This is a genomic window from Cellulomonas sp. T2.31MG-18 (genome assembly GCF_964266755.1).
Taxonomy (GTDB): Bacteria; Actinomycetota; Actinomycetes; order Actinomycetales; family Cellulomonadaceae; genus Cellulomonas.
Window position 1 is genome coordinate 1,664,755 of the sequence record NZ_CAXWGW010000001.1, and the last position, 12,646, is coordinate 1,677,400.

Annotated in this window: 16 protein-coding genes; 13 read left to right on the plus strand and 3 right to left on the minus strand. The window is 74.8% G+C overall.

Annotated features, from left to right (window positions below):
• Positions 1–37 precede the first annotated feature (37 nt).
• From hisD to ACFQTY_RS07715, 7 genes are all read left to right on the plus strand, one after another.
• Entirely contained in the window at positions 38–1,360 is a 1,323-nt protein-coding gene (gene hisD, locus ACFQTY_RS07685; protein WP_378099004.1) for a histidinol dehydrogenase, read from the plus strand.
• A gap of 118 nt (positions 1,361–1,478) precedes the next feature.
• Entirely contained in the window at positions 1,479–2,594 is a 1,116-nt protein-coding gene (locus ACFQTY_RS07690; protein WP_378099006.1) for a histidinol-phosphate transaminase, read from the plus strand.
• The gene (gene hisB, locus ACFQTY_RS07695) at positions 2,591–3,193 is read left to right on the plus strand and encodes an imidazoleglycerol-phosphate dehydratase HisB (protein ID WP_263732295.1); all 603 of its coding nucleotides are present in this window, start codon (positions 2,591–2,593) and stop codon (positions 3,191–3,193) included. The genes ACFQTY_RS07690 and hisB overlap by 4 nt, the downstream gene beginning before the upstream one ends.
• Positions 3,190–3,699 carry a hypothetical protein gene (locus tag ACFQTY_RS07700; protein WP_378099008.1) on the plus strand — a complete coding sequence of 170 codons (510 nt, stop codon included), beginning with the start codon at positions 3,190–3,192 and terminating at the stop codon, positions 3,697–3,699. The genes hisB and ACFQTY_RS07700 overlap by 4 nt, the downstream gene beginning before the upstream one ends.
• Positions 3,700–3,762: 63 nt before the next feature.
• Positions 3,763–4,434: an imidazole glycerol phosphate synthase subunit HisH gene (gene hisH, locus ACFQTY_RS07705; protein ID WP_378099010.1), complete on the plus strand. Its 672-nt coding sequence runs from the start codon at positions 3,763–3,765 to the stop codon at positions 4,432–4,434.
• Between the two features lie 64 nt (positions 4,435–4,498).
• A complete protein-coding gene (gene priA / locus ACFQTY_RS07710; RefSeq protein ID WP_378099012.1) occupies positions 4,499–5,242 on the plus strand; it encodes a bifunctional 1-(5-phosphoribosyl)-5-((5-phosphoribosylamino)methylideneamino)imidazole-4-carboxamide isomerase/phosphoribosylanthranilate isomerase PriA in 744 nt (247 codons plus the stop codon).
• Positions 5,239–5,961, plus strand: a complete 723-nt coding sequence (locus ACFQTY_RS07715) for an SseB family protein (RefSeq protein WP_378099014.1) — start codon at positions 5,239–5,241, stop codon at positions 5,959–5,961. Before priA ends, ACFQTY_RS07715 begins: the two co-directional genes overlap by 4 nt.
• Before the next feature lie 36 nt (positions 5,962–5,997).
• Here ACFQTY_RS07715 and ACFQTY_RS07720 read toward each other — a convergent pair whose 3' ends face one another.
• The 3 genes from ACFQTY_RS07720 to ACFQTY_RS07730 are packed head-to-tail and all read right to left on the minus strand — an operon-like array spanning position 5,998 to position 7,790.
• The gene (locus ACFQTY_RS07720) at positions 5,998–6,729 is read right to left on the minus strand and encodes a S1C family serine protease (protein WP_378099016.1); all 732 of its coding nucleotides are present in this window, start codon (positions 6,727–6,729) and stop codon (positions 5,998–6,000) included.
• The gene (locus ACFQTY_RS07725) at positions 6,726–7,328 is read right to left on the minus strand and encodes a hypothetical protein (protein WP_337972938.1); all 603 of its coding nucleotides are present in this window, start codon (positions 7,326–7,328) and stop codon (positions 6,726–6,728) included. Before ACFQTY_RS07725 ends, ACFQTY_RS07720 begins: the two co-directional genes overlap by 4 nt.
• Before the next feature lie 24 nt (positions 7,329–7,352).
• On the minus strand, positions 7,353–7,790 hold the full coding sequence (locus ACFQTY_RS07730) for a DUF1844 domain-containing protein (protein ID WP_378099018.1): 438 nt from the start codon (positions 7,788–7,790) through the stop codon (positions 7,353–7,355).
• A 308-nt stretch (positions 7,791–8,098) separates the two neighbouring features.
• Here ACFQTY_RS07730 and infC point away from each other — a divergent pair, with 308 nt between their 5' ends.
• The 6 genes from infC (at position 8,099) to pheS (ending at position 12,646) form a co-directional block, all read left to right on the plus strand.
• Positions 8,099–9,190 carry a translation initiation factor IF-3 gene (gene infC / locus ACFQTY_RS07735; RefSeq protein WP_378099020.1) on the plus strand — a complete coding sequence of 364 codons (1,092 nt, stop codon included), beginning with the start codon at positions 8,099–8,101 and terminating at the stop codon, positions 9,188–9,190.
• Between the two features lie 89 nt (positions 9,191–9,279).
• Entirely contained in the window at positions 9,280–9,474 is a 195-nt protein-coding gene (gene rpmI, locus ACFQTY_RS07740; RefSeq protein WP_263732633.1) for a 50S ribosomal protein L35, read from the plus strand.
• Between the two features lie 60 nt (positions 9,475–9,534).
• Positions 9,535–9,918, plus strand: a complete 384-nt coding sequence (rplT, locus tag ACFQTY_RS07745) for a 50S ribosomal protein L20 (RefSeq protein WP_263732634.1) — start codon at positions 9,535–9,537, stop codon at positions 9,916–9,918.
• 34 nt (positions 9,919–9,952) lie between these two features.
• Positions 9,953–10,783 (plus strand): TrmH family RNA methyltransferase, encoded by an 831-nt coding sequence (locus ACFQTY_RS07750; protein ID WP_378099023.1) that lies wholly within the window; start codon positions 9,953–9,955, stop codon positions 10,781–10,783.
• The gene (gene thpR / locus ACFQTY_RS07755; protein WP_378099025.1) at positions 10,758–11,426 is read left to right on the plus strand and encodes an RNA 2',3'-cyclic phosphodiesterase; all 669 of its coding nucleotides are present in this window, start codon (positions 10,758–10,760) and stop codon (positions 11,424–11,426) included. Before ACFQTY_RS07750 ends, thpR begins: the two co-directional genes overlap by 26 nt.
• Before the next feature lie 167 nt (positions 11,427–11,593).
• On the plus strand, positions 11,594–12,646 hold the full coding sequence (gene pheS, locus ACFQTY_RS07760; protein ID WP_378099027.1) for a phenylalanine--tRNA ligase subunit alpha: 1,053 nt from the start codon (positions 11,594–11,596) through the stop codon (positions 12,644–12,646).

Sequence of the window (12,646 nt, forward strand, 5' to 3'; positions counted from 1 at the left end):
CGGGCCGGCCCCGGGGGCCCCGCCTAGACTGCGCCCCGTGATCTCCCGCATCGACCTGCGCGGCCGTTCCCTGTCCCGACGTGAGCTGATCGACGCGCTTCCTCGGGCGGAGCTGGACGTCGAGCACGCCGTCGCCGCGGTGCTCCCCGTGCTGGAGGCGGTGCGGACCCGCGGTGCGGTCGCGCTCCGCGAGCTGGGGGAGCGGTTCGACGGTGTGCGCCCCGAGCACCTCCGGGTGCCCGCGGACGTCCTCGCGGGGGCCGTCGAGGCGCTCGCACCGGAGATCCGCGCCGCCCTGGAGGAGACGATCCGTCGAGTCCGCCAGGTGCACGCCGCGCAGCGGCCCGCGCCGTTGGTCACGGACCTCGCGCCCGGTGCCCAGGTGCGGCAGCGCTGGATCCCGGTGCGGCGGGTCGGGCTGTACGTCCCCGGCGGTCTGGCCGTCTACCCGTCGTCCGTGGTGATGAACGTCGTCGCGGCGCAGGAGGCCGGGGTCGGGTCGCTGGCCGTCGCCTCGCCGCCGCAGAAGGACCGTGGCGGACTCCCGGACCCCGTGGTGCTGGGCACGTGCGCGCTGCTCGGCGTGGACGAGGTGTACGCCGTCGGTGGGGCCCAGGCGGTGGCGATGTTCGCCTACGGCGCGCTCGGGGAGGACGACCGCGACGGCGCGGTGCTGTGCGAGCCCGTGGACGTGATCACCGGACCGGGCAACGTCTACGTCGCGGCCGCCAAGCGCCTGGTGCGCGGGCGTGTGGGCATCGACGCGGAGGCGGGGCCCACCGAGATCGCGATCCTCGCGGACCGGTCCGCCGATCCCCGCCATGTCGCGGCGGACCTGATCTCGCAGGCGGAGCACGACCCGCTCGCGGCGGCGGTGCTCGTCACCCCGTCGTCGGCGCTCGCGGACGCCGTGGACGCCGTGCTGGCTGAGCTGGTGCCCGCGACGGCGAACGCCGAGCGCGTGCGGACGGCCCTGGCGGGCACGCAGTCCGCGATCGTCCTGGTGGACGACGTCCGCGCGGGGCTCGAGGTGGTCAACGCGTACGGTGCCGAGCACCTGGAGATCCAGACGGAGGACGCGGCCGCGCTCGCCGAGCAGGTGACGAGCGCCGGTGCGATCTTCGTCGGCCCGTACTCGCCGGTGTCGCTCGGGGACTACATGGCGGGGTCGAACCACGTGCTGCCGACCGGCGGCTCGTCGCACTTCACCAGCGGGCTCGGGGTCCACTCGTTCGTCCGCCCGGTGCAGGTCGTCGAGTACGACGCCGGGGCGCTCGCCGCGGTGGCGGACCGCGTCGTCGCGCTCGCCGACGCGGAGCGGCTGCCGGCGCACGGCGAGGCGGTGCGGGTCCGCTTCTGACGGGCGTCCGCCAGGTGAGGTGGTCGGCGAGCTGAGGCGGTGGGCGGACGAGGTCACGCGCCGGCCCGGACGGCGGACCGCTGCGGGGCTCGTTCGAGGCGCTCCCTAGACTCGTCCGGTGACCGCCGACCAGCCGCGTGCCGCCCTGCCCCTACGACCCGAGCTGGCAGGTCTGCACCCCTACGGGGCTCCCCAGCTGGACGTCCCCGTCCGGCTGAACGTCAACGAGAACCCGTACCCTCCCTCGCCCGCCGTGGTCGACGACATCGCCGCCGCGGTGCGCACCGCTGCCGCGACGCTCAACCGGTACCCCGACCGGGACTTCGCCGACCTCCGGGCGGACCTGGCGGCCTACCTGCTCACGGAGTCGGGGGTGCGGCTCGACCCGTCCCAGATCTGGGCGGCCAACGGCTCCAACGAGGTGATGCTGCACCTGCTGCAGGCCTTCGGCGGGCCCGGGCGGACGGCGGTGTCCTTCGCCCCGACCTACTCCATGTACCCGGAGTACGCCCGTGACACGTCGACCCGGTGGGTCACCGGCCGCCGCGCGGAGGACTTCAGCCTCGACCCCGCGCACGCGCACGACGTGATCGCCGAGGAGCGGCCGAGCGTGGTGCTCCTCGCCAGCCCGAACAACCCCACGGGCACCGCGCTGCCTCTCGCCACCGTCGAGGCGGTGCTGGCGGCGGCCGACGAGGTACCCGACGGCTGCGTCGTCGTCGTCGACGAGGCGTACGGCGAGTTCCGCCGTCGCGGCACACCGTCGGCGCTCGAGCTGCTCGTCGACCACCCCAACCTCGCCGTGAGCCGCACCATGTCGAAGGCCTTCGGGCTGGCGGGTGGGCGGGTCGGGTACCTCGCAGCTGCATCCGAGCTCGTCGACGCGCTGCGCGTGGTGCGGCTGCCGTACCACCTGTCGGCGGTGACGCAGGCGGTCGCGCGCGCCGCGCTGGCGCACTCCGAGGAGCTGATGGCCCAGGTCGGGGCGCTGCGGGACGAGCGCGACGACCTCGTGGCATGGCTGCGGTCGAAGGGCCTGACCGTGGCGGACTCGGACGCGAACTTCGTGCTGTTCGGCGTCCTCGACGACCCGCACGCCGTCTGGCAGGGTCTGCTCGACCGTGGCGTGCTGATCCGTGAGGTCGGCCCGGCCGGATGGCTGCGGGTGTCGGTCGGCACCCCGCAGGAGACGGCGGCCTTCAAGGCCGCCCTGGTGGAGGTGGCGGGACTGTGAGCGGTCGCACGGCGCGGGTGGAGCGCTCGACGAGCGAGTCGAGCGTGGTGGTCGAGCTGGATCTCGACGGGTCCGGACGGACGACGATCGACACCGGGGTGCCGTTCTACGACCACATGCTCACGGCGCTCGGCAAGCACGCGCTGCTCGACCTGACGGTGCAGTCGCGGGGCGACACCCACATCGACGCGCACCACACGGTCGAGGACACGGCCATCGTGCTCGGCGAGGCGCTGCGCGAGGCGCTGGGTGACAAGCGCGGGATCGCCCGGTTCGGGGACGCCACGGTGCCCCTCGACGAGGCGCTCGCCCAGGCGGTCGTCGACGTGTCCGGCCGCCCGTACTTCGTGCACTCCGGCGAGCCCGCCGGGCAGCAGTACCACCTGATCGGGGGCCACTTCACCGGCTCCCTGACGGCGCACGTGCTCGAGTCGATCGCGCACCACGCCGCGATGACCATCCACGTGCGCGTGCTGGCCGGCCGGGACCCGCACCACATCGTCGAGGCGCAGTTCAAGGCGCTGGCACGGGCGCTGCGCGCGGCCGTGGCGCTCGACCCGCGGGTGGAGGGCGTGCCGTCCACCAAGGGCGCCCTGTGAGCGGCGCCGGACCGGTTCCGTCCGGGCCTGACGACGACCCGCTCTCGGGTCTGGAGATCCCGGACGACCTCTCGGAGCTGGACGACGAGGTCCCGTCCGTCGCGCTCGTCGTGACGCCCGTGGCGGACCCCGCGCCGCTCGCCGCCACCTGCGCGCTGGCCAAGGTCGACGTCGACGCCGTCCCGTCGGAGGTCGGCGCGATCGCCGTGCTGCGGGACCCGGCCGCCGGCGAGCAGGCGGCCGGGGCGATCTCCGAGCTGCTGCGCGCCGTGCCGGTCGTCCTGCTGGAGCGCCGCAAGCAGCAGGTGTCCGCCACGCACTGGGTCGGTGGCGAACGCACGCGGGACCTCCCGCCCGGCCTGGTGCTGTCCGACGCGCCCGAGCTCCTCGAGGACCTGCTGCTCCGGGGCATCCGAGCGGCCGACGTGCCGGGCACGGTGACCAGCGTCGGCATGACTCGGTGGAAGGCCCTGCGAACCCTGGCAGGACGGCGCTCGCGGGACTGACACCACCTCGGGCACCGCGTGCCGCGCCGGGCCCAGGCGCGGGCGCCGCGGAGGCGGCGCGCGATGCGCAGGTACCCTGACGGCGTGCCCCAGCAGCCCCACGTCGTGGTTCTGGACTACGGCTTCGGCAACGTGCGCTCCGCCGTGCGCGCGCTCGAGAGGGTCGGTGCGCAGGTCGAGCTGACCGCCGACAAGGACCGCGCCCAGGAGGCCGACGGTCTCGTCGTCCCCGGCGTCGGCGCGTTCGCCGCCGTGATGGCCGGGCTGCGCGCCGTCGGGGGTGACCAGGTCGTCGACCGCCGCCTCGCCGGCGGCCGTCCGGTGCTCGGCATCTGCGTCGGGATGCAGGTGATGTTCACGGAGGGTGTCGAGCACGGTGTGCGCACCGCGGGGCTGGGGGAGTGGCCCGGGCTGGTGGACCGCCTCGAGGCACCGGTCGTGCCGCACATGGGCTGGGCCACCGTGCAGCCTCCCGAGGGGTCGACGCTCTTCGCCGGGCTGGAGGACGAGCGCTTCTACTTCGTGCACTCCTACGCCGCCCGGTCGTTCCCGCTCGCGGCAGCCGGCGCGCGTCCCGGCCCGATGCCACCGCCGTTGGTGACGTGGGCGGAGCACGGCGACCGGTTCGTCGCCGCCGTGGAGAACGGTCCCCTGGCCGCGACCCAGTTCCATCCTGAGAAGTCCGGCGACGCCGGGGCGCAGCTGCTGTCCCACTGGGTCGCCTCTCTGCGCTGACGCGCGTCGCCGCAGGGCAGTCCCTGGTTTTCCGACGGTTTTCCGACGTGAGGAGCACGACGAGATGAGCGAGCCGCGCCTGGAGCTGCTGCCGGCGGTCGACGTGGTCGACGGCCAGGCCGTGAGGCTGGTGCAGGGGGAGGCCGGTTCCGAGACCGGGTACGGCGACGCTCTGGATGCGGCGCTCGCCTGGCAGCAGGCGGGGGCGGAGTGGGTGCACCTGGTGGACCTCGACGCGGCCTTCGGTCGCGGGTCCAACGCCGCGCTGCTCGCGGATGTCGCGGCCCAGCTCGCCGAGCGGGGGGTCCGGGTCGAGCTGTCCGGCGGCATCCGCGACGACGCCTCCCTCGACAGGGCACTCGCGACCGGCGCGGCACGGGTGAACCTGGGCACGGCGGCGCTCGAGGACCCCGAGTGGACGGCCTCGGCCATCTCGGCGCACGGGGACCGCGTCGCCGTCGGGCTCGACGTGCGCGGCACCACGCTCGCGGCCCGGGGCTGGACCCAGGACGGCGGGGACCTGTGGGAGGTGCTGGCTCGCCTCGACGACGCGGGCTGCGCCCGTTACGTCGTGACGGACGTGACCAAGGACGGGACCCTGCGGGGTCCCAACGTGGACCTGCTCCGCCAGGTGTGCGGCCGCACGTCCGCGCCGGTGGTCGCGTCGGGCGGCGTCTCGAGCCTGGACGACCTGCGCACGCTGCGCACGCTGGTCCCGGTCGGTGTCGAGGGTGCCATCGTGGGCAAGGCGCTGTACGCCGGCGCCTTCACGCTGGAGGCGGCGCTGCAGGTCGCCGGGCGGCCGTGAGCCCGCGCGAGCTCCCTCCGACCTCGGCGTTCGCGCACGACGACGGATCGGCGGACCCGGCACTCGCGGCCGCGGTCGGCGCCTACGCGGCAGGCCGCTCGTCGTTGGCCGACGTCGTGGCCGCGCTGAACGGCACCCGGGTCCTCGTGCCGGTGCTGGCCCACGCCGAGGTGTCCGCCGAGCAGGCTGCCGCCGAGCACGCCGGCGACTCGACGGCGTCGGCGGGCGTCGTCGGGCTGCAGATCGCGGACGGGCGCACCGCGCTGCCGGTGTTCAGCAGCGTCGCCACCCTGGCGGCGTGGCGTCCGGAGGCCCGGCCGGTGCCGGCCGAGGCGTCGCGAGCGGCGCAGTCCGCCGTGTCCGACGGCTGGCCCGTGCTGGTCCTGGACCCTGCGGGCCCGACGGCCGTGACCGTGCCGCGACCGGCGGTGGTGGCGCTGGCGGAGGGCCGCCCCTGGGAACCGGCGGTCGCGGACGGCGCCGTGGTGGTGGCGGTCCGGGACGCCGTTCGCGCAGCCCTGGACGGGCTCGACGGCGTGGTCGCCTGCGCGGCGGTGCCGGGCGGGCGTGCCGAGGTCGCCGTGGACCTCACGCTGCGCGCCGGGCTCGACCGGCAGCAGCTCGACGCGCTGCTGCAGCGGGTCGGCGAGCGGCTCGCGGCGGACCCCGTCGCCGCGGAGCGGGTCGACTCGTTCGAGCTGCGCCTGCGCAGCGCCTGATGCGACCGGCGGACCGCGCGCCGAACCAGGCGCCGGTCAGCCGGTGCAGGTCGGCGCGGGGCTGAAGGCCGAGGTGTCGTCGAGCATCCGGCGCAACGTGCTGACCGGCACCAGATAGCTGTGCCCGTCCGTGCTCTTGGCGTAGACGACGCCGATCACGGTGCCGTCGGCTCCGAGCGCGGCCGAACCGGAGCTGCCCGGCTCCACGGGTGCATCCGTGACGAGCACCTGTCCGAGCGTCGCGTTCAGCGGGTCCGTCGTGGACCCGATGACGTGCCCGTCGGTCAGCGTGAGCCGGCTGCCCAGCGGGTAGCCGACGACCGTCACGGGGTCACCGGTCTGCGGGTCGTGGGCGGCCAGCTGGGGCGCGGACGGCAGCGCGTCGGCGGTCCGGACGATCGCCAGGTCCGCCAGCTTCGCGGTGCTGGCCGCGGTGACCGCCACGTCGCGGCCGTCGTACGTCGACACCTGCAGCGACGCCGAGTCGGCCACGACGTGCTTGTTGGTCACCAGCTCGTGGTCCGTCAGCGCGAAGCCGGACCCGGTGGACACCTGGCCGCAGCCGACGTTGCGGATGCGCACCGCCATGCGCCGCACGGCGTCGAACCCGTCCGCCGACAGCGTCGACGTGCCGGCGGAGATCGACGGCGTCGGCAGGCTGGTCGGCACCACGCTGGTCGGTACCGGGGCGGGCATCCCGGGCAGCACCCCGCAGCTGGCCAGCAGGGTGGCGCCGCCGACGAGAGCGACGGCGACGGGACGTCTCACCGCGACAACTCCCGCTGCAGGGCGGTGTTCGCGGCAGTCGCCTGCCCGCAGTACGACTGCACGTCGTTCCGGTAGCTCGCCAGGGACGCCGGGTCGTAGGCCGAGGCGTTGGCCAGGTAGCTGATCAGCTTGTTCTGGCCGTCGATGCAGGTGGCGAGGGAGGTCGCGACCTTGCCGGCGGCCTGGGACACCCGCGCCTGGTAGTCGGCGAGCTGCTGCTGGGCCGCGGTGGTGTCGCCCAGCTTGGCCTTCTCGTCGGCCAGCTGGGTGATCCGCTGCTGCGCGGCGTCGAGCTGGGAGCGGGTGGCGGTCAGCTCGTCCTGCGCGGCCTTGAGATCCGCCTGGGCCTGGGCGAGCTGGTCCCCGTGGGTGTGCGCCAGCGCCTGCCACTGCGCGGACGAGCGCTGCCATGCGGTCGTCACCTGGATCATCCGGCCGACCGCGACGAGGGCGACGACCAGGGCGACGACGAGCACGACGATCAGGGGCGCAGGGCGCCGACGCCCGTGGCGACCCGGCTCGACGACCGGCAGCGGCCGCGTCTCGTCGTCCCGGTGCGGGGGCTGGCTCCAGACGAGGCCGGTCGGCTCATCGCTCACGCGGCAAGGATAGGAGCGAGCCGCTCAGGACACGGGACCGGTGAACTTCTCGCCGGGGCCCTCACCACGGGGGTCCGGGTACGGGGACGCCTCGCGGAACGCCAGCTGCAGCGACCGCAGGCCGTCGCGCAGCGGCCGGGCGTGCTGGTCGCCGAGGTCCGGCGCGGACGCGGTGACCAGGGCCGCCAGCGCGGTGATCAGCTTCCGGGCCTCGTCCAGGTCGAGGTACGCGGCACCGGCTCCCGCCGGCCCGTCCTCCGCGAGCCCGCACTTGACCGCCGCCGCGCTCATCAGGTGCACGGCCGCGGTGCTGATCACCTCGCCTGCCGACACGTCCGCGATGTCCCGCGTCGCCTCGGCGACCGACTCGTGCAGGTGAGCCGGACCCGTCGTCGTGGCCTGGGCGCCGTGCGCCTCGGCGGAGGCGCTCACCGGCGGCTCGGGGCTGGCGTTCGCAGTCATGGGACGCATCCTCTCATCGCGCCCCCGGGTACCCGCTCGAGAGGGGCGCGGCTGCCGTCTGGTAACCTGTGGCACGACTGACCTGGCGCAGGCCCCGTCCTTCGCTCCCGCGGACCATCCGCAGGGGTGCAGACGGACGCAGGCGTCGGGTGCACAAGTGGAGAACCTCCCACCTTGGTCCCGACCGCACAGCACGTCCGCCGGACGTGCTGACGACAGGGGCCGGGTCCAGTCCGCAGCACACGGCCGCGCCGTGTGCCGCCGTGTGGTCACCAACCACCGGTGCGGTGCTGCCGAGGCCTCCGCCTGTGCCCAGGGCGGGGGCCTTCCTCGTTCCCGGGCGGTCGTCCGTCACGACTCTCGAGGAGCACCACATCAGCGAGCCCCGCATCAACGATCGGATCCGCGTCGCCGAGGTCCGCCTGGTCGGCCCCAACGGCGAGCAGGTCGGCATCGTCCGCGTGGAGGACGCACTGCGCCTTGCCCAGGACGCCGACCTCGACCTCGTCGAGGTGGCCCCCGACGCCCGCCCGCCGGTCGTCAAGATCATGGACTACGGCAAGTTCAAGTACGAGGCCGACATGAAGGCCCGTGAGGCTCGCCGGAACCAGACGAACACGGTCCTCAAGGAGATCCGGTTCCGCCTGAAGATCGACCCGCACGACTACGCCACGAAGAAGGGGCACGTCGAGCGCTTCCTCAAGGGCGGCGACAAGGTCAAGGTCATGATCATGTTCCGCGGCCGCGAGCAGTCGCGCCCGGAGATGGGCGTGCGCCTGCTGCAGCGTCTGGCCGACGACGTGACCGAGCTGGGCTTCATCGAGTCGATGCCCAAGCAGGACGGCCGCAACATGATCATGGTGCTCGGGCCGACCAAGAAGAAGGCGGACCAGCGCAGCGAGCAGCGCCGGGCACAGGCAGCGGCCAAGCCGGGCGAGGCCGAGGCGCAGGAGCAGCCGGCAGCGGCTCCCGCGGACGAGCAGGCGGCCGGCGCGGTTCCCGCGACAGCACCCGCCGCGGCGCCTGCACCCGCAGCGACGCCGGCACCCGCTGCCGCGCCGGCACCCGCAGCCCCCGCAGCGGCGGCTCCCGCGGCCGCTGCACCCGCACGGACGGCTTCGTCCGCCGCGCGCCCGGCGGCTGCCCCGGCGTCGACGCCTCGGCCGAGCCCGCGTCCGGCTCCCGCACCTCGCACGGCTGCGCCCGCGGCCCGGCCGGCAGCGGCGGCCCCGCGTGCACCCCGTCCTGCGCCGGCCGCACCCGCGGCCGGGGAGCAGGCGTCGGCACCGCGGCCCGCCGCCCCGCGCCCCGCGGCACCGCGCCCGGCACCGCCTCGGCCGGCGGCTGCGCGCAGCACGAGCACGGGCAACCGCACGGCTCCCACGGAGGGGGCGAGCTGAACCACCGCCGGGACGCCGACCGGCGGACCTGCACGGCACGAGCCACCCGGGCACCCGGGTGGCGCGAACGACAAGGAGAGACGGCAGCCATGCCGAAGAACAAGACGCACTCCGGTGCCAAGAAGCGCTTCCGCGTGACCGGCACCGGCAAGATCATGCGGGAGCAGGCCAACGGGCGGCACCTGCTGGAGCACAAGTCGAGCCGTCGCACCCGCCGCATCGCCGGTGACGTGGTCGTCTCGTCGGTCGACACCCCCAAGATCAAGAAGCTGCTCGGCCGCTGACCCGGGACGCCCCACGGGGCGTCCCGGGCGCGACGAGCCTGGACCAGCAAGGAGCATCACGTGGCACGCGTGAAGCGGGCGGTCAACGCCCAGAAGAAGCGCCGGTCGACCCTCGAGCGGGCGAGCGGCTACCGCGGTCAGCGGTCCCGTCTCTACCGGAAGGCCAAGGAGCAGGTCACCCACTCCCTGGTGTACGCCTACCGCGACCGCAAGGCGCGCAAGGGCGACTTCCGCAAGCTCTGGATCCAGCGGATCAACGCCGCCGGCCGAGCCCAGGGCATCACCTACAACCGCCTGATCCAGGGCCTGAAGCTCGCCGGCGTCGAGGTGGACCGGCGTGTGCTGGCCGACCTGGCCGTGAACGACGCGGCGGCCTTCGCCGCGCTGGTCCAGCTGGCCAAGGATGCGCTGCCGGAGGACGTCAACGCCCCCTCGGCTGCGTGAGGTCCGTCGACCCGCTCCACCCGAACGCCCGGCCATGAGCGCTGAGCTGACCAACCCGCGCGCCGAGCGCGTGCGGTCGGTCGCCGCCCTGGCCGGGCGTTCGGCACGTCGGCGCACCGGACGGTTCCTCGTCGAGGGGCCGCAGGCGGTGCGCGAGGCGGTGGCGACGGCCGACGTCGTCGTGCACGACGTCTACCTGACCGAGGGTGCGGCGGAGCGCTACCCGGAGATCGTGGCGTCGGCCCGCGAGCGGCGGCTGCACCTGCACATCGGCGACGCCGCCGTGCTCGAGGCGATGAGCCCCGACGCCCAGCACGTCGTGGCGGTCGCCGACCAGCGGCACGACGACCTCGGGACCGTGCTAGCGGCGCGCCCCCGGCTGGTCGCGCTGCTGGCGCACGTGCGTGATCCGGGCAACGCCGGCACGGTGCTGCGGGTGGCCGACGCCGCCGGAGCCGACGCGGTGCTGCTCTCGACCGAGAGCGTCGACGTGCACAACCCCAAGGTGGTGCGCTCCACCGCGGGTTCGCTCTTCCACCTGCCCGTCGTCGAGGAGGTGGCCCTCGCCGCCGCCGTGGACGCCCTGCGCAGCGCCGGTGTCACCGTCCTCGCCGCGGACGGCCGCGGCGACGTGGACCTCGACGACCTGCAGGACACCGCCGGCTCCGGTGCGCCCGACCTCGCCGGTCCGACCGCCTGGCTGTTCGGCAACGAGGCGTGGGGCCTGGCGGACGAGGACCTCGCCCTGGCCGATGCGGTGGTCCGGGTGCCGCTGCACGGCCGCGCCGAGTCGCTCAACCTCGCGACGGCTGCCGCGGTCTGCCTGTACGCCTCCGCGCGTGCCCACCGGCACCTCCGGCTCTGAGCCCGTGCGCCTGTTCGCCGCGGTCTGGCCGCCCGAGGAGGTGCTCGACCACCTCGACCTCGCCCTCGCGGCCGTGCGCGGGGCGACGGCGGGGGAGGACCGTGGCCCCGTCCGGTGGGCGGCACGGGAGACCTGGCACCTGACGCTCGCCTTCTACGGCACCGTGGCCGACGGCAGCGCCCCGATCCTGCTCGAGGAGCTCGCGGCCGCGGCGGCTGCTGCGGAGCCGTACGCGCTGCGACTGCGCGGCGCCGGGGTGTTCTCCCACCGGACCCTGTGGACCGGCGTGGCAGGCGACCTCGACCAGCACCGGGCTCTGACGCACGCCTGCGGCCGGGCCGGTGACGAGGTCGGCGCTCCACCGGACGTGCGCGTGCGGGAGCGGCCGCACCTGACGGTGGGCCGGGTGCGACCGGGTGCTCCCGCCGTCCGGGGTGGTCGGGCCGCCGGGCGGCGTCGAGCCGAGCGTGCGGCCGGAGACGTGGGGGGTCAGCTGCCGGAGGACCTGGTCTCGGCGTTGGCGGTGTACGAGGGACCGACGTGGACCGTGACGTCCCTGCGGCTCGTCGAGTCCACCCCGGGCGCCGGGCGCGGCGGAGGTCCGTTGTACGTGCCGGTCGGCGAGCTCCCGCTGGGCACCTGACCGGTGGGTCGGCGGGCCGCCGGTCAGTCGGACGGTGGGCCCTCTGCCGGACGCACCCGGGCCGTTGCGGTGCGCGCCACTAGACTGCCGGGTCGGCCGCCCGTGCGCGTGGCGGCCGGGCCGGTCCGCCTGCTGCGCCGGTCGTCGTCCCACCCTGGAAGGCTCGGATGCCCGACGAGAGCACGGTGCTGTCCCCCCTCGACGCCGACGCGATGCAGAACGCGCTGGACGAGGCGCTCGCGGCGGTGGCCTCCGCTGCCGACCTCGCGGCACTGAAGGCCGTCCGCCAGGCGCACACCGGGGAGCGCAGCGCGTTGGCCCTGGCCAACCGTGCCATCGGCGGTCTACCGGGTGCGGAGAAGGCGGCGGCGGGGCGCATCGTCGGCCAGGTCCGGGGGCGGCTGACCGCCGCCATCGCGGCGCGCGAGGCAGAGCTGGAGGCCGAGCGCGACGCGCGGGTGCTGGTCGACGAGGCCGTGGACGTCACCCTCCCGGTGGACCGCCGCCCCGCCGGGGCCCGGCACCCGCTCGAGACGCTGATGGAGCGCGTCGGTGACGTCTTCGTCGCCATGGGCTGGGAGGTGGCCGAGGGGCCCGAGGTCGAGGCGGAGTGGTTCAACTTCGACGCGCTGAACTTCGGTCCCGACCACCCCGCGCGGCAGATGCAGGACACGTTCTTCGTCGACCCCGCCGGCTCCGGCCTGGTGCTGCGCACGCACACGTCCCCGGTCCAGGCTCGCTCGTTGCTGGAGCGGGAGCTGCCGGTCTACGTCGTCTGCCCGGGTCGCGTGTTTCGGACGGACGCGCTCGACGCGACCCACACGCCCGTGTTCCACCAGGTCGAGGGCCTGGCGGTGGACCGGGGTCTGACCATGGCGAACCTGAAGGGCACGCTCGACCACTTCGCGCGAGCGATGTTCGGGCCGGAGGCCCGCACCCGGTTGCGGCCGTCGTTCTTCCCGTTCACCGAGCCGTCGGCGGAGATGGACCTGTGGTTCCCGCAGAAGAAGGGCGGCCCGGGCTGGATCGAGTGGGGAGGGTGCGGGATGGTCAACCCGAACGTGCTGAGGTCGGTAGGGGTGGACCCCGACGAGTACTCCGGCTTCGCCTTCGGGATGGGCATCGAGCGCACGCTGATGCTGCGGCACGGGATCGCCGACATGCACGACATGGTCGAGGGCGACGTGCGCTTCTCGGAGCAGTTCCGGGCGGTGATCTGA